This is a genomic window from Kocuria aegyptia (assembly GCF_039530085.1).
GTDB lineage: Bacteria > Actinomycetota > Actinomycetes > Actinomycetales > Micrococcaceae > Kocuria > Kocuria aegyptia.
This window is the reverse complement of record NZ_BAAAOA010000019.1, coordinates 140,928-157,606: the sequence shown is the minus strand read 5'-3', so window position 1 is coordinate 157,606 and position 16,679 is coordinate 140,928. Positions and strand designations below refer to the sequence as shown.

Sequence of the window (16,679 nt, the reverse complement as noted above, 5' to 3'; positions counted from 1 at the left end):
CCGGTCACATCCTCTCGGGGGCCGACACGCCCAGCACGCCCAGGCCGTTGGCCAGGACCTGGCGTGCGGCGTCGTTGAGCCACAGGCGGGTGCGGTGCAGGTCGGTGACGTCGTCCTCGCCCTGCGGTGCCACGCGGCAGACGTCGTACCAGCGGTGGTAGGTCCCGGCGATCACCTCGAGGTGGCGGGCCACCCGGTGCGGCTCGCGGAACTCGGCGGCCTGGGCGAGCACCGAGGGGTACTGGCCGAGGGCGGCCAGCAGCTCCCCCTCCATGGGGTGGTCGAGCAGGGACGCGTCGAACACGGCCTCCCCCTGCTCGTCGGTGCGGGCGACGCCCGCCGCCTCGGCGTTGCGCCCCACCGCGCACGTGCGGGCGTGGGCGTACTGGACGTAGAAGACCGGGTTCTCGTTGGAGCGCCGGGTCAGCAGGCCCAGGTCGATGTCGATGTTGGAGTCCACGGAGAAGCGGGTCAGCGAGTACCGGGCGGCGTCGACGCCGACGGCCTCGACGAGGTCCTCCATGGTCACCACGTTGCCGGCGCGCTTGGACATCCGCACGGGCGCACCGTCCTTGACGAGGTTGACCATCTGGCCGATGAGCACCTCGACCCGGGCGGGGTCGTCGCCCAGGGCCGCGGCTGCGGCCTTGAGCCGGGCCACGTAGCCGTGGTGGTCGGCGCCGAGCATGTAGATGCACAGGTCCGCCCCGCGGTCCCGCTTGTCCTTGAAGTAGGCGATGTCCCCGGCGATGTAGGCGGCCTGGCCGTCGGACTTGATGACCACCCGGTCCTTGTCGTCGCCGTAGGCGCTCGAGCGCAGCCACCAGGCGCCGTCCGCGAAGTAGAGGGCGCCGGAGGTCTTCAGCTGCTCGAGGAGCTGCTCCACGGCGCCGTTGTCGAACAGGGACTGCTCGTGGAAGTACACGTCGAAGTCCACGCCGAAGTCGTGCAGCGAGGACTTGATCTCGGCGAACATCAGCTCGACGCCCGCCGCGCGGAACGCCTCCTGGGGGTCCCCGGAGTCGAGGACGCCGGGGTTCTCGGCGACGATCCGGGCGGCGATGTCGGTGATGTACTCCCCGCCGTAGCCGTCCTCGGGGGCGGGCTCGCCCTGGGCGCGGGCCAGCAGGGAACGGGCGAAGCGGTCGATCTGCGCGCCGGCGTCGTTGAAGTAGTACTCGCGCACCACGTCCGCGCCCTGCGCCTCGAGCACGCGGGCGAGGGAGTCGCCGACCGCGGCCCAGCGGGTGCCGCCCAGGTGGACCGGTCCGGTGGGGTTCGCGGAGACGAACTCCAGGTTCACGGACGTCCCGGCCAGCGACCGCGTCCGCCCGAAGGCCTCGCCCTGCTCCACGACGGTGCGGGCGATCTCCCCGGCGGCGGCGGCGTCCAGGGTGATGTTGAGGAAGCCCGGGCCGGCCACGTCGACGGCGGCCACGCCCGCGGTGTCCTGCAGGCGGTCCCTGACCACGGCGGCGACGTCACGCGGGGCGCGCCCGACCTTCTTGGCGAGCTGCATGGCGACGTTGGTCGCCCAGTCCCCGTGCTCCCGGTTCTTCGGTCGCTCGATCCGCACCTCCGGCAGCCGGGCGCCGTCGGCGAGGGCGAGGTCGCCCCGGGCCACGGCCTCCTGCAGGCATGCGGATACGGCGAGAGAAAGTTGTTCTGGAGTCACCGGACCAGTGTAACCGGGCGCCGTGGAGCGCCCGTGCGGGGCGGTCGACGAGCACCCCGGGAAACCTGCTAGTATCGTCGAGGTTCATCGCTGAGGCGGTGAAAGGCCCGCGTAGCTCAGGGGATAGAGCGTCTGCCTCCGGAGCAGAAGGCCGTAGGTTCGAATCCTACCGCGGGCACCACTCGGGACGAAGGCCCCGGACCGAACGGGCCGGGGCCTTCGTCGTGCCCGCCCGCGGACGCTGGGCGCCGCGGGCGGCCGGGCGCCGCAGCGGCAGGCTCGTCAGTCCCCGGCGCCGGGGTCCCGGCGCCTTGGACCGCGGAACTCGTCGGGGTCGTAGGGGCGCACGGGTCCGTCGCCGAACTGCTCGTCGAGCAGCCGGTCCTCCTGGCTGGGGCCCTCCCCCGCCGAGCGGCGCCAGCTGAACCCGGCGATCGCCAGGGCGCCTCCGCCGAGCAGGGTCACGGCGCCCACCACGATGGTCACCACCGCGCGCCCGCTCAGGCCCGTCCCCTCGTCCACCGAGACGCGCGCCAGGTGGTGGATGGCCTCGGGCACGGTGAACGTGGAGACGAACAGCGCCACCACGCCCACGGCCATCAGCCACCCCCCGGTGCGTCGGCGGGCGTACTGCGGGTCGGGGGTCTGGCTCACGGTGGCTGTTCTCCTGGCTGCTGGGCGCGCTGCTGGGCCGGCTGCGGGACGGGCTCTGGTGGACGGGGACCGGGCGGTCCGCCCGGCGACGTGCGACGGGGCGGGCCGTGTCCGGCCCGCCCCGTCGTCGTCCGTGCCGGTCGTGGACCGTCGGCCGGTGCCGGCCGGTCAGGAACCGTCCTCGGTCTTGACGCTCTCGAACAGCGTAGCGTCGTCGAACGCGTCCTGCCCCGCCCCGGGCTGCAGCCGGCGGAACTGCTCGAGCAGGCCGGGCACGGTCATCGACTGCTTCTGGGCGGCGTCGAGCTCGAAGAGGATCCGGCCCTCGTGCATCATGATGAGCCGGTTGCCCAGGCGCAGCGCCTGGTCCATGTTGTGCGTGACCATCACCGTGGTGAGGTTCTGCTCGGCCACGATGTCCGCGGTGAGCCGGGAGACGAGGTCCGCGCGCTGCGGGTCGAGGGCCGCCGTGTGCTCGTCGAGCAGCAGGATGCGCGGCTCGGAGAACGTCGCCATGAGCAGGGACAGGGCCTGTCGCTGGCCGCCGGAGAGCAGGCCCACCTTGGCGCCCAGCCGGTTCTCCAGGCCCAGCTCGAGGCTGGCCAGCTTGTCGCGGAACAGCTGGCGGCGGGCGTTCGTGAGGCCCGGGACGAGCCCCCGGGACTTCCCCCGCTGGAACGCGATCGCCATGTTCTGCTCGACCGTCATGGTGGGCGACGACCCCTTCATGGGGTCCTGGAACACGCGGGACAGGTAGCGGGCGCGCTTGTGCTCGGGCAGCCGGGTGACGTCGGTGTCGTCGACCCGCACCGTGCCCGTGTCCGGGATCAGGGTCCCGGAGATGGCGTTGAGGATCGTCGACTTGCCGGCGCCGTTGGAGCCGATGACGGTGAGGAAGTCGCCCTCCTGCAGGGTCAGCGAGACGCCGGCGAGGGCCCGCCGCTCGTTGACGGTCCCGGCGAAGAACGTCTTGTGGACGTTGTCGATGGTGAGCACTTCTCAGGCACCTGCCTTCGTGGTCGCGGGGGTGTCGGTGAGGTCGTCGACGAGACGCGCCGCCTCGCTCGCCAGGTGCCGTTCGCGGCGGCGCCTGAAGAACTGCAGCTGCGGCACCACGAGCGCGGCCACCACGAGGACCGCGGAGATCAGCTTCATGTCGGACGGGTTGAGCCCCGCCTGCAGCGCCACGGTGATGACCAGGCGGTAGACGATCGAGCCGAGGACGACGGCCAGGGTCGCCATCACGACCGTGCGCGAGCCGAAGAGCCCCTGGCCGAGGATCACGGAGGCGAGCCCGACGACGATGAGGCCGATGCCCATGCCGATGTCGGCGAAGCCCTGGTACTGGGCCACGAGGGACCCGGCGAGCCCCACGAGCCCGTTGGACAGGCACAGGCCCAGCATCTTCTGGTGGTCCGTGTTCACGCCGAAGGAGCGGATCATCTCCGGGTTGTCGCCGGTGGCCTGCATGGCGAGACCGGCGTCGGTGTAGAGGAACCAGTCGAGGAGGACCTTGACCACGGCCACCCCGAGGAGGAACAGGGCGATGCCGATCCACGTCCCCTGCACGCCCGCCTCGGCGAGCGGGGTGAAGACGGTGTCCTCGCGCAGCAGCGACAGGTTCGCGCGCCCGTCCATGACGCGCAGGTTGATGGAGTAGAGCGCGGTCATGGTGAGGATGCCCGCGAGCAGGCCGTTGATGTGGGCCTTGGTGTGGAGCAGGCCCGTGATGAGCCCGGCGAGCGCGCCGGCCACGAAGCCGGCGGCGGTGGCGAGCCAGGGACTGCCGCCGCCCAGGATGATCATCGCCGTGGTGGCGGCGCCCGTGGTGAAGGACTGGTCGACCGTCAGGTCGGGGAAGTCGAGCACCCGGAACGTGAGGTAGACGCCCAGCGCCATGACCGCGTAGAGCAGTCCGAGTTCGATACCGGCTATCACTTCTGCTGGATCCGTTCTGGTTGGTGGGAGACGGGGGCCGTCCGCCGATCGGGCGGGCGCGCCTCCGCCGGGAGGGGATGCCGCGGTGGTCAGGGGGCCGGCGTCCGGGGTCACCGGGCGCCGGCGCCGGCCCGGCCACCCGGACTACTCGATGACCTGGTCGGCGGATTCCCGCAGCTCCTGGGGGACCTCCACGCCCATCCGCTCGGCGGCCTGCAGGTTGATGATCAGCTGCGTGTCCTCCTGGAACTCCACGGGCATGGACGCGGGGTCCTCGCCCTCGGCGAGGATGCGCACGGCCATCTTTCCGGTCTGGCGGCCGAGCTGCTCGTAGTCCAGGCCCTGGGTGATGAGGGCGCCGCGCTCCACGGAGTCGCCCTCGCCCGCGATCAGGGGGATCTGCTTGGTCTCGGCGGCGGCGATCACGGCCTCGAGGCCGGAGACCACCTTGTTGTCCGTGGGCACGTAGATGGCGTCCGTGTCGAAGGACTCGGCGGCCTGGGCCACCTCGGAGGTGTTGGTCACCGACTTCTCCACGACCTCCAGCCCCTCCTCCGCGGCGGCCTCCTTGGCGAGGTCGACCTGGACCTGCGAGTTCGTCTCGCCCGAGCTGTAGATGATACCCACGGACTCTGCATCCGGGTTCAGCTGCTTGATCAGCGCGATCTGCTCGGCGACCGGGTTCATGTCGGTGGTCCCGGTGACGTTGCCGCCGGGGCTCTCGAGGGAGTCGACCAGCCCGGCCTCGACCGGATCCGTGACGGCCGTGAACAGCACCGGGCGGTCGGTGACCGACTGGGCCACGCCCTGGGCCGACGGCGTCGCGATGGCCAGCACGAGGTCGGCGTTCGAGGACGCCATGTTGGAGGCGATGCTGGTGGAGGTGCCCTGGTCGCCGGAGGCGTTCTGGAAGTCGACGGTGAGGTTCTCGCCCTCCGTGTAGCCGCCCTCCTCGAGCGCGGCGAGGAAGCCCTCCCGGGCGGCGTCGAGCGAGGGGTGCTCGACGAACTGGCTGATCCCGACGGTGGCCTCCTCGACGGCCTCGCCGCCGCCGCCGCCGGCGGCGGACTCGGTGTCGGAGCCGCCGCAGGCCGTGAGCAGCAGGGCGGTGGAGGCGAGGGCCGCCGTCATCGGGAACAGTCGCTTCATGGTGGGTCCTTTCGGGAACGAGTGGTGTCAGCGATATTACCTTCCGTTCGTTCACAAAATGAGAGGCAGCTCACAAGTGGTGACAGAACGGCGCCGACGGCGTGTCGGAGGTGTCCGATCGTCCACCGGGACGGGGCCCTCCGCTGGCCGTGTCCCCGGTAGGATCGGGGGGTCATGTCAGCATCCCTGAGCAGCCCCCGGACCATCGTCTACCCCGAGAGCCTCCCGGTCTCCGCGCGCCGCGAGGACATCATGGGCGCGATCGCCGCGCACCAGGTGGTCGTGATCGCCGGCGAGACCGGCTCCGGAAAGACCACCCAGATCCCCAAGATGTGCCTCGAGCTCGGCCTGGGCGAGCGCGGCCTGATCGGGCACACCCAGCCGCGGCGGATCGCCGCGCGCTCGGTCGCGGAGCGGATCTCCTCGGAGCTGGGCGAGAAGATCGGCGGCACGGTCGGCTACCAGGTGCGCTTCACCTCCGAGGTGGGCACCGACTCGCGGATCAAGCTGATGACGGACGGCATCCTGCTCGCCGAGATCCAGCACGACCGGCTGCTGCAGAAGTACTCGGCGATCATCATCGACGAGGCCCACGAGCGTTCCCTCAACATCGACTTCCTGCTGGGCTACCTCCGGCGGATCCTGCCCCGGCGCCCGGATCTCAAGGTGATCATCACGTCGGCCACGATCGACCCCGAGCGCTTCGCCCGGCACTTCGCGCCGGAGACGGCCGGGGGCGCCGAGCCGGAGAAGGCCCCCGTCATCGAGGTCTCCGGCCGCACGTACCCGGTGGAGGTCCGCTGGCGTCCGCTGGCCCAGCAGCGCTCGGGGGACGGCGGGCAGGACGCCGAGGACGCCGGCGACGGGCTGGAGGACGAGGACCGGGACCCGATCGACGCCGTGTGCGACGCCGTCGAGGAGCTCTCCGCCGAGCCGCCGGGGGACATCCTGATCTTCTTCGCCGGCGAGCGGGAGATCCGCGACGCCCAGGAGGCGCTGCAGGGCACCCTGAAGCGGGTCCGCGGCCTGGCCGACACCGAGATCCTGCCCCTGTTCGGCCGGCTGTCCATGGCGGAGCAGCACCGGGTGTTCGCCCCCTCGGGCCGTCGCCGGATCGTGCTGGCCACCAATGTGGCCGAGACGTCGCTGACCGTCCCGGGCATCAAGTACGTGATCGACCCGGGCACGGCGCGCATCTCGCGCTACTCGACGCGGACGAAGGTGCAGCGCCTCCCGATCGAGCGCATCTCCCAGGCCTCGGCGAATCAGCGCGCGGGGCGCTGCGGGCGCGTCTCGGACGGCATCTGCATCCGGCTCTACTCGGAGGAGGACTACCTCTCCCGCCCGGAGTTCACCGACCCCGAGATCCTGCGCACGTCCCTGGCGGCGGTGATTCTGCAGATGACCTCGGTGGGCGTCGTCAAGGAGCCCGGGGACATCGAGCGCTTCCCGTTCGTGGAGCCGCCCGAGTCCCGGGCCGTCAAGGACGGCGTGGCCCTGCTCCGTGAGCTCGGCGCCCTCAAGGAGTCCCGGGGGGCGTCCCCGCGCGGCCGGCGCGACGACGGCGACGCCGGCGGCGGTCCCCTGACCCCGGTGGGCCGGCAGCTCGCGCAGCTGCCGGTGGACCCGCGGCTGGGCCGGATGATCGTGGAGGCGGACCGGCGGGGCTGCGCCCGGGAGGTCATGGTCCTCGCGGCGGCGCTGACCGTCCAGGACCCCCGCGAGCGCCCCCTGGAGCAGCGGCAGCAGGCGGACGAGCTGCACAAGCGCTTCTTCGACGAGAACTCCGACTTCACGAGCTGGCTGCTGCTGTGGCGCTACGTCCAGGAGCAGCAGGAGGCGCTCTCCTCCACGCAGTTCCGGAAGCTGTGCCGGCGCGAGCACCTGAACTTCCTGCGGATCCGCGAGTGGCAGGACCTCTACGCCCAGCTGCGCCAGATGGGCCAGCAGGTCGGCATCCGGGTCGGCAAGGGCCGGGAGGTGGACCCCGCCGGGAAGGAGCGGGAGATCCACGTCTCGCTGCTGGCGGGGCTGCTCAGCCACATCGGGCTCAAGGACGAGCGCAAGCGGGAGTATCAGGGCGCGCGCGGCTCGCGGTTCGCGGTCTTCCCGGGCTCCAACCTGTTCAAGAAGTCCCCCGACTGGATCATGTCCGCCGAGCTCGTGGAGACCTCCCGGCTGTGGGCCCGCGTGAACGCCGCGATCGATCCGCTGTGGGCCGAGGAGCTGGCCCCGCACCTGGTCAAGCGCAGCGTGTCGGAGCCGCACTGGTCCCGCGCGCAGGGCTCCGTGATGGCCTACGAGAAGGTCACCCTCTACGGCGTGCCCGTCGTGGCGCAGCGCCGGATCAACTTCTGGCGGGTGGACCCCGCCCTGGCGCGGGAGCTGTTCCTCCGCCACGCCCTCGTGGAGGGCGACTGGCAGACCCGGCACCGGTTCTGGGCGCGCAACCGCAAGCGGCTGGCCGAGGTCGAGGAGCTCGAGAACCGGCTGCGCCGCAAGGACCTGCGGGTCGACGACGAGGCCCTGTTCGCGTTCTACGACGCCCGGATCCCCGACTCCGTGGTCTCGGCACGGCACTTCGACGCGTGGTGGAAGAAGGCCCGGCAGCAGGACGAGCACCTCCTGGACCTGGACCCCGAGGACCTGATCGCCGAGGAGGCCGGCGGCTACGACGAGTCGCTCTACCCGCGCCAGTGGGTCCGGCGCACCCGGGACGGGGAGCTGGTGCTCGACCTCGCCTACGAGTTCGCCCCCGGCTCCGACCAGGCGGACGGCGTGACCGTGCGCGTGCCCGTGCTGTTCCTCAACCAGCTGGACCCCGAGCAGTTCCGGTGGCAGATCCCCGGGTTCCGCGCCGAGCTCGTCACGGCGCTCATCAAGTCCCTGCCGAAGGCGGTGCGCCGCAACTTCGTCCCGGCCCCCGACGTCGCCCGCCAGGCGGTGGCGATGCTCGACGCCGACTTCGACCCCGCCGTCGACGCCCTCGAGCCGTCCCTGGAACTGGTCCTGCGCCGGCTCAGGGGCCACGTGGTCCCGCCGGGGTCCTGGAACTGGGAGGCCGTCCCGGCCCACCTGCGGATGCGCTTCGAGGTGCGGGACCGCCGGAACCGGGTGCTGGGCGAGGGCGAGGACCTCGAGGCCCTCCGGGCGGAGCTGCACGACGAGATCCGTGCCGCCCTGGCCGAGTCCCTCGGCGCGGTGCCCGGGGCACCCGCCGGGACCCCGTCCGGCGGACCCGGCCGGACGGGGCCGCGCTCCCCCGCGCCCCGGCCACCGGAGGCGGCGCCGGCCCCGCCGGCGCTGGAGCGCTCGGGGCTGACGGCGTGGCCGGAGGAGGACCTGCCGCGCAGCGTCGAGACGACGGTGGCGGGCCAGCGGATCACCGGGTGGCCGGCGCTCGTCCCCGAGCGGCCCCGGGGCACGACGAAGCAGCCGGCCGGCCGGGCGGCCACGGTGGCCGTGCGCATCCTGCCCTCGGCCGCCGAGCAGCGGGCCGCGCAGCGACGCGGGGTGATCACCCTGCTGCAGCTGCGCATCCCCTCCCCCGAGCGGTACGTGCTGGAGCACCTCAACAACCGGGAGAAGCTGGTCTTCACGCAGAACCCGCACGGGTCGGTGACCGAGCTCATCACCGACTGCGCGGTCGCCGCGATCGACAAGCTCACACCGGCCGAGCCCCCGTACACCCGCGCGGCGTTCGACGCCCTGCACGAGCACGTGCGGGCCGAGCTGATCGACACGGTCTTCCAGGTCACCGCGCTCGTGGAGCAGGTGCTCTCCGGGGCCGCGCGGATCCGCAAGCAGCTCAAGCAGTCGTCCTCGCTCGCCGCGGTGAACTCGCTCAACGACGTCAAGGCCCAGCTCGAGCACCTCGTGCACCCGGGCTTCGTCGCCGCCACCGGCTACGACCAGCTCCAGCACCTGCCCCGCTATGTGCGGGCGATGGAGGTGCGGCTCGAGAAGCTCGCCGGCCACCTGCAGCGGGACACGGTCGGCATGCTCGCCGTGCAGAAGCTGGAGGACGACTACGACGCCGCGCTGGACTCCCTGCCGCCGCACGCCCCGGTCCCGGACGAGCTGCGCCGGGTGGCCTGGATGATCGAGGAGCTGCGGGTCTCGCTGTTCGCCCAGGAGCTGGGCACCGCCCACACCGTCTCGGAGAAGCGGATCCGGAAGGCCCTCAAGGACGCCCTCGGGGCCGCCCGGGCCTGATCTGCGGGCCGCCCCTGCCCGGCCCCTCCCGCGGGCCCGTCCCGCAGGGCCGGTCCGCGGGACGGGCCGGTGGCTCAGTCCTGCGGCACGGCGGAGCCGTGCCCGGCCTCGACGAGGGCGGCCCGGATCCGCTCCGCGGCCTCGTCCATCGCCGCCGGGTCCGGGTGCCGGTCCGCGTTGGCGAACTGGAACTGCTCGGCCGAGTTCGCCGGCCACACGTGCACGTGGGTGTGCGGGACCTCGAAGCCCTGGATCATCTGGCCCACCCGCCGGGGCCGCCACACGGCGTCGACGGCGCGGCCGATCCGCCAGGAGACCACCATCAGGTGCGCGGCGAGGTCCTCGGGCAGGTCGATCCAGTGGTCGTACTCCTCGCGCGGGACCACCAGCGTGTGCCCCGGCCCCAGCGGCTCGATGGACAGGAACGCGACGCAGCGCTCGTCCTGCCAGACGAAGCGGCCGGGGATCTGCCCCTCGATGATCTTCGTGAAGACGGTGCTCACTGGTGCTCCCTTTCGGTGGTGGGTCGGTTCCGGGCGGGCCCGCGGCTACAGGGTGACGCGCTCGCCGGTGGCCAGGTGGCGGTACTCGGCCCCGTACTTGGCGGCGAACGTGGTCAGCTGGCCCTCGATCACGCCGAGGCCGGCGGCGGAGAGCAGGCCGTCGTGGATCGGGAAGACCCGCTCGGGACGCACGGCCACCACGAAGTCGATGACCTCCGCCAGCTTGTTCCACGGCGCGTGGATCGGGGCCAGCAGCACGGGGGCGGCGAGCTCGTGGGGCACCACCAGCGAGTCCCCGGGGTGGTAGACCGTGTCGTCGACCAGGTAGCCGATGTTGTCCACGGTGCGGATGAGCGGGTGGATCAGCGCGTGCTGGCCGCCGAACGTCCGCACGGTGAAGCCGTCGAGCTCCAGCACGGTCTCGGGCGCGGCGTCGTGGATCGCGTGCCCCTCCCCGACGGCGTCGCGGAGTCCCGCGGCCACCGGGGCCGGGGCGTACACCTGGAGCTCCGGGTGCGCCCGCAGGTGCGCGTGCACGGGCTCGGGGTCCAGGTGGTCCGGGTGCACGTGGGTGACGAGCAGGACGTCGGCCCCGTCGAGGGCCTCCGCCAGCTCCTCCCGCCCGGAGAACTTGCCCGGGTCGATCACGAGGACCCGGCCCTCGTTCTCGAGCCGCACACACGAGTGGGTGTACTTGATCAGCTCCATGGGCCCACCCTATCCCCGGGCCCTCCCGGGCCTCACAGGGCGGCGGGGCACGTGTCGGGCGGTCCTTGTTAAGCTGGGGGCCTGCCCGGGCACCAGCGACGAGAGGACGAGGCGTGAGCGTGAGAACCAGCGGAGGGAGCGCCGGGGAGGTTCGCAACACCCGGCAGCGCCGGGCCGTCGCGCGGGTGCTCGCGTCCCTGGAGGACTTCATCTCCACGCAGGACCTGCACGCCCTCCTGCGGGCGCGCGGGGACTCCGTGTCCCTGGCGACGACCTACCGGATCCTGCAGTCGATGTCCGAGCTCGGGGAGCTGGACGTCCTGCGCAGCGACGACGGCGAGGCGATCTACCGCCGCTGCGCGGCCGAGCACCACCACCACCACCTGGTGTGCCGCCGCTGCGGCGCCGCCGTGGAGCTCGAGGCGCCCACGGTCGAGGAGTGGGCCGGGCGCACCGCCGCCGTCCACGGCTTCACCGAGGTGGAGCACACGGTGGAGATCACGGGCCTGTGCGCCGCCTGCGGGGCGCGGCGGGACGATGGCTGAGCCGGGGCCGCCCCGCGGCGCCTTCGTCGTGGCGGTCAATCCCCGCGCCGGCCGCGGACGGGCCGTCGAGGACGCCCACCGGGCCGCGGAGCTGCTGCGCACCGGCGGCGACGAGGCCGTGGTGCTCTCCGCCGGGGACCTCGGCGCCCTGGTGGCGCTGGTGCGCGACCGCCTGCGGGCCCAGGCCCTCACCACCCGGGCCCTCGTGGTCGTGGGCGGGGACGGGATGGTCCAGGCCGGCCTCGGGGTGCTCGTGGAGCTCGCAGGGCAGGGCATCGACATCCCGCTGGGCGTCGTGCCGTGCGGGACCGGCAACGACCTGGCCCGTCACCTGGGCGTCCCGCTCCGGGACCCGGTGGCCGCGGCGGGCCGCATCCTGCGCCGGCTCGACGACCCGGGTGCCCGGCGCCTCGACGTCGGCCGGGCGCGCTTCGCGGACGGGCGCACGTCCTGCTTCGCGACCGCCCTGTGCGCCGGCTTCGACGCTGTGGTCAACGAGCGCGCGAACCGGTGGCTGCACCTGACCGGGTCCACCAAGTACCTGCTGGCCGTCCTGGCGGAGATCGTACGGCTGCGCACCGTCCGCTACCGGCTCGAGATCGAGGACGCCGGCGGACGGCGCCGCACGGAGCGCCGGGACGGGGTCCTGCTGAACATCGCCAACACGTCGTCGGTCGGGGGCGGCCTGCGGATCGTGCCCGGCGCCAGGGAGGACGACGGGCTGCTGGAGCTCTTCACCGTGGCCCCCCTGGGCCGGGCCCGGTTCCTGTTCCTGTTCCCCCGGCTGTTCTCCGGCCGGCACGTGGCGCTGGCGAGCGTGCGGATCGAGCGGGTCCGCTCGGTGGCTGTGGACGCCCCGGACGTCACCGCCTACGCGGACGGGGAACGGCTCGGCCCCCTGCCCGTGCGGGTGGACGTGCTGCCCTCGGCGGTCCGCGTCCTCGCCTGAGCCGGACCGGGTGGCCCGCGGCGCCACCCGGCCCGCGGCGCCACCCGGTCGGCGGCGCAGCCCAGCACGTGCGTGCCCGGTGCGCTCACCGGTCGTTCAGCGCGGCGGCTCCGAGGTGTCCACCCGGTCCCCGCGGCGCTGACGCCGGTCCTGGGTGGTGTCCCGGATCTCGCCCACCAGCTCCTCGATCACGTCCTCGAGGAACAGCACGCCCAGGGTCTGACCGCCGGTGTCGACCACGCGCGCCAGGTGCGAGCCCGTGCGCTGCATGGCCGCCAGCGCGTCATCGATCTCGATGCCGGGGCGCAGGTTCGCCAGGGAGCGCACCCGGGTCACCGGCACCGGCTCGTTGTAGCGGCTCTCCGGGATCGAGAGCACGTCCTTGATGTGCAGGTATCCGTTGAGCTCGCCGTCGTCCTCCGTGAGGGCGAAGCGCGAGAAGCCCGTGCGGGCCACCGCCTTCTCGACCTCCGCTGCCGAGGCGTCCTCGGGCAGCGTCACGAGCTGGTGCAGGGGCACCATGATGTCGGCGGTGCGCTTGGAGGAGAACTCGAGGGCGCCGGACAGCAGACCCGTCTGGTCCGCCACGGTGCCCTCCTTCGTGGACTCCGCCACGATGGACTGGAGCTCGTCGAGGGTGAAGGTCGAGGAGACCTCGTCCTTCGGCTCGATGCCCATGAGCTTCAGGACGTGGTTCGCCGCCCAGTTCAGCGTGGCGATGACCGGCTTGACCATGCGGGAGACGAGCACCAGCGGCGGCGCCAGCAGCAGCACCGCGCGGTCCGCGGCCGAGACCGACATGTTCTTCGGCACCATCTCCCCGAACACCACGTGCAGGAAGGTGACCACGAGCAGGGCCGTGAGGAACCCGCTGACGTCGGCGATCTCGGCCGGCACGCCCAGGTGCCCCAGCGGGCCGGAGACGATGTGGTGCAGCGCCGGCTCGGAGATGTTGAGGATCAGCAGCGAGCACACGGTGATGCCCAGCTGGCAGCAGGCCAGCATGAGGGACACGTGCTCCATCGCGTACAGCGCCGTCCGGGCCCGCTTGTTGCCGTCCTCGGCCAGCGGCTCGATCTGGCTGCGCCGTGCGGACATGACGGCGAACTCGCCGCCCACGAAGAAGGCGTTGCCCGCCAGGAGCACCACGAGCCATGCCAGGCCTGCCCAGTCGCTCATCGTGCGTCCTCCTCGCGTGCGCCGCTCTCGCGGGACCTTGCCGGGGCGTCCTCGGGCTCGGCCGGTGCCGGGACGAAGCGGATGCGGTCCACCCGGCGCCCCTCCATCCGGGCGACCTCGAGCTCCCCGCCCTGGACGGGGACCACGTCCCCGGGCCTCGGAATCCGCCCGAGCCGGTCCATCATGAACCCGCCCATGGTCTCGTAGGCGGGACCGTCCTCGATGTCGAGCTCGGTGATCTGCTCGGAGACCTCGTCGGGGCGCATCAGGCCGGGGAAGTACCACTCCCCCGCCGCGGACTGCAGGGCGCCGAGGCTCAGCCGGTCGTGCTCGTCGGAGACCTCCCCGACGACCTCCTCCACGAGGTCCTCGAGGGTGACGACGCCGGCGGTGCCGCCCCACTCGTCGACGACGACGGCCATCTGCAGCCCGCCGGAGCGCAGCTGCACGAGCAGGGAGTCCAGGTGCACGGTCTCGGGCACGCGCAGGACGTCCTCCATGATCGCCCCGCACTCCAGGGCGGCGCGGCGCTCCGACGGCACGGCCACGGCCTTCTTGATGTGGACCACGCCGCGGACGTCGTCGGGGGAGTCGTCCATCACGGGGAAGCGGGAGTGGCCGGTGCGGGAGGCGACGGCCACGACGTCCGCGACGGACTCGTGGGAGTCGAGCATCTGCACGCGGATCCGGGGGGTCATGACGTCCGCGGCCGTGCGCTCGGCGAAGGTGAGGGTCTTGGCGACGAACGCGGCGGTGCCGGCGTCCAGGGTGCCCATCTTCGCGGAGCGGCGGACCATCGAGGACAGCTCCTCCGGCGAGCGCGCGCCCGAGAGCTCCTCCTTGGCCTCCATCCCGACCAGGTGCAGGACGCGGTTGGCCACGCCGTTGAGGGTGACCACGAACGGCTTGAACACCGCGGTGAACACGAGCTGGGGGCGGGCGACCAGCCGTCCCACCCGGAACGCCTCCGCGATGGCCCAGTTCTTGGGCACGAGCTCGCCCAGCAGCATGGACAGCAGCGTGGAGATGAGCATCGACAGCGCCAGGGTCGCTCCCCCGGCGGCCACCACGGACAGGCCGGTGAGCTCGGCGATCGGCTCCCGCAGGAAGGACTGGAGCGCCAGGTCCAGGGTGTAGCCCGTGAGCAGGGTGGTCAGGGTGATCCCCAGCTGGCAGCTGGACAGCTGCGTGGACAGGGACTTGAGGCACTTGAGCAGCGGTTCCGCGGCGCGGTCGCCCTCGGCGATCGCCCGGCGCACCGTGGTCTGGTCGAGGGCCACGAGGGAGAACTCCACGGCAACGAAGAAGCCCGTGCCGAGGATGAGGAGCAGGCCCGCCGCCAGGAGCAGCCATTCCATCAGGAGCGGCCTCCCGCGGTGGTCCGCCGTGCGAGGGCGGGGCGGTCGGGGGCCGGGCGGCCGGGGGCGGAGCGGGGGACGGTGGGTGAGCCGGCTCGGGGGCCGCGGCGTGGGACGCCGCGGCCGGGCCGGCAACTACTGAACGTGTCCATGAGAGCTCCAGGGTACCGGAGCGGGAGCCGCCCGGCGCGTGCTCAGGACCAGCTGACGGGCCGCGCCCTGCCCTCCTCGTAGCCGGAGGCGGACTGGATGCCGACCACGGCCCGGGCCGCGAACTGCTCGAGGGTCGTGGCCCCCGCGTAGGTCATGGAGCTGCGCACGCCCGCGGTGATCTGGTCCACGAGGTCCTCCACGCCGGGACGCTCGGGATCCAGGTACATCTTGGAGCTGGAGATGCCCTCCTCGAACAGGCCCTTCCGGGCCCGGGCGAAGGCGCCCTCGCCCCGGGTGCGCTCGCGCACCGCGCGGGTCGAGGCCATCCCGAAGCTCTCCTTGTACATACGGCCGTCGGCGTCCACGTTCAGCTCCCCCGGGCCCTCGTGGGTGCCGGCGAACCAGGAGCCCACCATCACCTGGCTGGCCCCGGCCGCGAGTGCGAGGGCGACGTCCCGGGGATGCTTCACCCCGCCGTCGGCCCAGACGTGCCGGCCGAGCCCGGCGGCGGCCTCGGCGCACTCGAGCACGGCGGAGAACTGGGGCCGGCCCACGGCGGTCATCATCCGGGTGGTGCACATCGCGCCCGGGCCCACGCCGACCTTCACGATGTCCGCGCCGGCGTCGACGAGGTCCTGGACGCCGTCGGCGGTGACCACGTTGCCCGCCACGACGGGCACGTCGGGGGCCGCCGCGCGGACCTGCTCGAGGGCCTCCACCATCTTGCGCTGGTGGCCGTGGGCGGTGTCCACGACGAGCACGTCCACGCCGGCGTCGAGCAGCGCCCGCGCCTTGCCCCGGACGTCCCCGTTGATGCCCACGGCGGCGCCCACCCGGAGCCGGCCCGCGCCGTCGAGCGCGGGGGTGTAGATCGTGGAGCGGACCGTGCCCTTGCGGGTCAGCACGCCCACGACCGTGTCCCCGTCGAGCACCGGCGCCACGTGGGCCCGGGTCTGGGCTAGCCGGTCGTAGGCGGCGGCGAGGACGTCGTCGCCGGACCCGGCGCGGACATCCGCCAGGGAGAACACCGGGGCGTCGGTGCGCATGATCGAGCCCAGCTGGGTGAAGCGGTCCACCTCGGCGCAGTCGGCCGCGAGCACCACCCCGCGGTAGGACCGCTGCGGGCCGCACACGACCACGGCGCCATGGGGGCGCTTGTGCATGATGCCCAGGGCGTCGTGGACGGTGTCCTCGGCGCCGAGGACCACCGGCGTCTCGAAGCGCGGCGAGCGCTCCTTGACCCAGGACGTCACCTCCGCGATGACGTCGAGCGGGATGTCCTGCGGCAGGATGCCCAGTCCGCCGCGGCGGGCCAGCGTCTCCACCATCCGGCGCCCGGTGACGGCCGTCATGTTCGCGGCCACCAGCGGCACGGTGGCGCCGGTGCCGTCGCGCGGGGTGAGGTCGACGTCGAACCGGGAGGTGACCCGGGAGCTCGAGGGGACGAGGAAGACGTCGCTGTAGGTCAGGTCGGACGTGGGGGTGTTGAGGAATCGCACGCGAACCAGTCTAGCCGGGGGCCCGCGACACGCGCCCCGGGGGCGGGGCGGCGGACTAGCCATGCCGCCGCGCGGATCACTAGACTCGCCGGAGGTACGGCCGCGCCCGGTCGACGACCGTCCGGCAGCGACCGGAGGCGGACGCCGCCGGCTG

13 protein-coding genes and 1 tRNA gene are annotated in these 16,679 nt (G+C 72.9%); 4 read left to right on the top strand and 10 right to left on the bottom strand.

What is annotated here, in order from left to right; all coding sequences use genetic code 11:
* Window positions 1–4: 4 nt before the first annotated feature.
* A complete protein-coding gene (gene argS / locus ABD220_RS09530; protein ID WP_344121979.1) occupies window positions 5–1,675 on the bottom strand; it encodes an arginine--tRNA ligase in 1,671 nt (556 codons plus the stop codon).
* 105 nt (window positions 1,676–1,780) lie between these two features.
* Here argS and ABD220_RS09525 point away from each other — a divergent pair.
* Window positions 1,781–1,856 (top strand) — tRNA-Arg (locus ABD220_RS09525).
* Between the two features lie 101 nt (window positions 1,857–1,957).
* Here the strand turns inward: ABD220_RS09525 and ABD220_RS09520 are convergent.
* The 4 genes from ABD220_RS09520 to ABD220_RS09505 form a co-directional block, all read right to left on the bottom strand.
* A complete protein-coding gene (locus ABD220_RS09520; RefSeq protein ID WP_344121977.1) occupies window positions 1,958–2,329 on the bottom strand; it encodes a hypothetical protein in 372 nt (123 codons plus the stop codon).
* 168 nt (window positions 2,330–2,497) lie between these two features.
* Entirely contained in the window at window positions 2,498–3,325 is an 828-nt protein-coding gene (locus ABD220_RS09515; protein ID WP_344121975.1) for an ABC transporter ATP-binding protein, read from the bottom strand.
* A 3-nt stretch (window positions 3,326–3,328) separates the two neighbouring features.
* On the bottom strand, window positions 3,329–4,267 hold the full coding sequence (locus ABD220_RS09510) for an ABC transporter permease (RefSeq protein WP_344121974.1): 939 nt from the start codon (window positions 4,265–4,267) through the stop codon (window positions 3,329–3,331).
* A 144-nt stretch (window positions 4,268–4,411) separates the two neighbouring features.
* On the bottom strand, window positions 4,412–5,416 hold the full coding sequence (locus ABD220_RS09505) for an ABC transporter substrate-binding protein (RefSeq protein WP_344121972.1): 1,005 nt from the start codon (window positions 5,414–5,416) through the stop codon (window positions 4,412–4,414).
* A 174-nt stretch (window positions 5,417–5,590) separates the two neighbouring features.
* Between ABD220_RS09505 and hrpA the strand changes: the two genes are divergently transcribed.
* Window positions 5,591–9,631 carry an ATP-dependent RNA helicase HrpA gene (gene hrpA / locus ABD220_RS09500; protein WP_344121969.1) on the top strand — a complete coding sequence of 1,347 codons (4,041 nt, stop codon included), beginning with the start codon at window positions 5,591–5,593 and terminating at the stop codon, window positions 9,629–9,631.
* A 74-nt stretch (window positions 9,632–9,705) separates the two neighbouring features.
* Here the strand turns inward: hrpA and ABD220_RS09495 are convergent, their stop codons facing one another.
* Together ABD220_RS09495 and ABD220_RS09490 are read right to left on the bottom strand one after the other, a co-directional pair.
* Window positions 9,706–10,134 carry an HIT family protein gene (locus tag ABD220_RS09495; RefSeq protein WP_344121966.1) on the bottom strand — a complete coding sequence of 143 codons (429 nt, stop codon included), beginning with the start codon at window positions 10,132–10,134 and terminating at the stop codon, window positions 9,706–9,708.
* 45 nt (window positions 10,135–10,179) lie between these two features.
* The gene (locus ABD220_RS09490; protein WP_344121964.1) at window positions 10,180–10,842 is read right to left on the bottom strand and encodes an MBL fold metallo-hydrolase; all 663 of its coding nucleotides are present in this window, start codon (window positions 10,840–10,842) and stop codon (window positions 10,180–10,182) included.
* Window positions 10,843–10,955: 113 nt separating this feature from the next.
* On the opposite strand from ABD220_RS09490, the gene ABD220_RS09485 reads away from it, so the two are divergent.
* Window positions 10,956–11,387, top strand: a complete 432-nt coding sequence (locus ABD220_RS09485; RefSeq protein ID WP_344121962.1) for a Fur family transcriptional regulator — start codon at window positions 10,956–10,958, stop codon at window positions 11,385–11,387.
* Window positions 11,380–12,336, top strand: a complete 957-nt coding sequence (locus tag ABD220_RS09480; RefSeq protein WP_344121960.1) for a diacylglycerol kinase family protein — start codon at window positions 11,380–11,382, stop codon at window positions 12,334–12,336. The genes ABD220_RS09485 and ABD220_RS09480 overlap by 8 nt, the downstream gene beginning before the upstream one ends.
* Before the next feature lie 96 nt (window positions 12,337–12,432).
* On the opposite strand, the gene ABD220_RS09475 is transcribed toward ABD220_RS09480, so the two are convergent.
* From ABD220_RS09475 to guaB1, 3 genes are all read right to left on the bottom strand, one after another.
* Window positions 12,433–13,515 (bottom strand): hemolysin family protein, encoded by a 1,083-nt coding sequence (locus ABD220_RS09475; protein WP_344121959.1) that lies wholly within the window; start codon window positions 13,513–13,515, stop codon window positions 12,433–12,435.
* On the bottom strand, window positions 13,512–14,873 hold the full coding sequence (locus ABD220_RS09470; RefSeq protein ID WP_344121957.1) for a hemolysin family protein: 1,362 nt from the start codon (window positions 14,871–14,873) through the stop codon (window positions 13,512–13,514). The genes ABD220_RS09475 and ABD220_RS09470 overlap by 4 nt, the downstream gene beginning before the upstream one ends.
* Window positions 14,874–15,067: 194 nt before the next feature.
* The gene (gene guaB1 / locus ABD220_RS09465; RefSeq protein ID WP_344121955.1) at window positions 15,068–16,525 is read right to left on the bottom strand and encodes a GMP reductase; all 1,458 of its coding nucleotides are present in this window, start codon (window positions 16,523–16,525) and stop codon (window positions 15,068–15,070) included.
* Window positions 16,526–16,679 lie beyond the last annotated feature (154 nt).

What these genes read in the sequence shown, in the direction of transcription:
- ABD220_RS09475 (WP_344121959.1), bottom strand. Translation starts at nt 13,515, where the DNA reads ATGAGCGACTGGGCAGGCCTGGCATGGCTCGTGGTGCTCCTGGCGGGC.
- hrpA (WP_344121969.1), top strand. Translation starts at nt 5,591, where the DNA reads ATGTCAGCATCCCTGAGCAGCCCCCGGACCATCGTCTACCCCGAGAGC.
- ABD220_RS09480 (WP_344121960.1), top strand. Translation starts at nt 11,380, where the DNA reads ATGGCTGAGCCGGGGCCGCCCCGCGGCGCCTTCGTCGTGGCGGTCAAT.
- ABD220_RS09490 (WP_344121964.1), bottom strand. Translation starts at nt 10,842, where the DNA reads ATGGAGCTGATCAAGTACACCCACTCGTGTGTGCGGCTCGAGAACGAG.
- ABD220_RS09470 (WP_344121957.1), bottom strand. Translation starts at nt 14,873, where the DNA reads ATGGAATGGCTGCTCCTGGCGGCGGGCCTGCTCCTCATCCTCGGCACG.
- ABD220_RS09505 (WP_344121972.1), bottom strand. Translation starts at nt 5,416, where the DNA reads ATGAAGCGACTGTTCCCGATGACGGCGGCCCTCGCCTCCACCGCCCTG.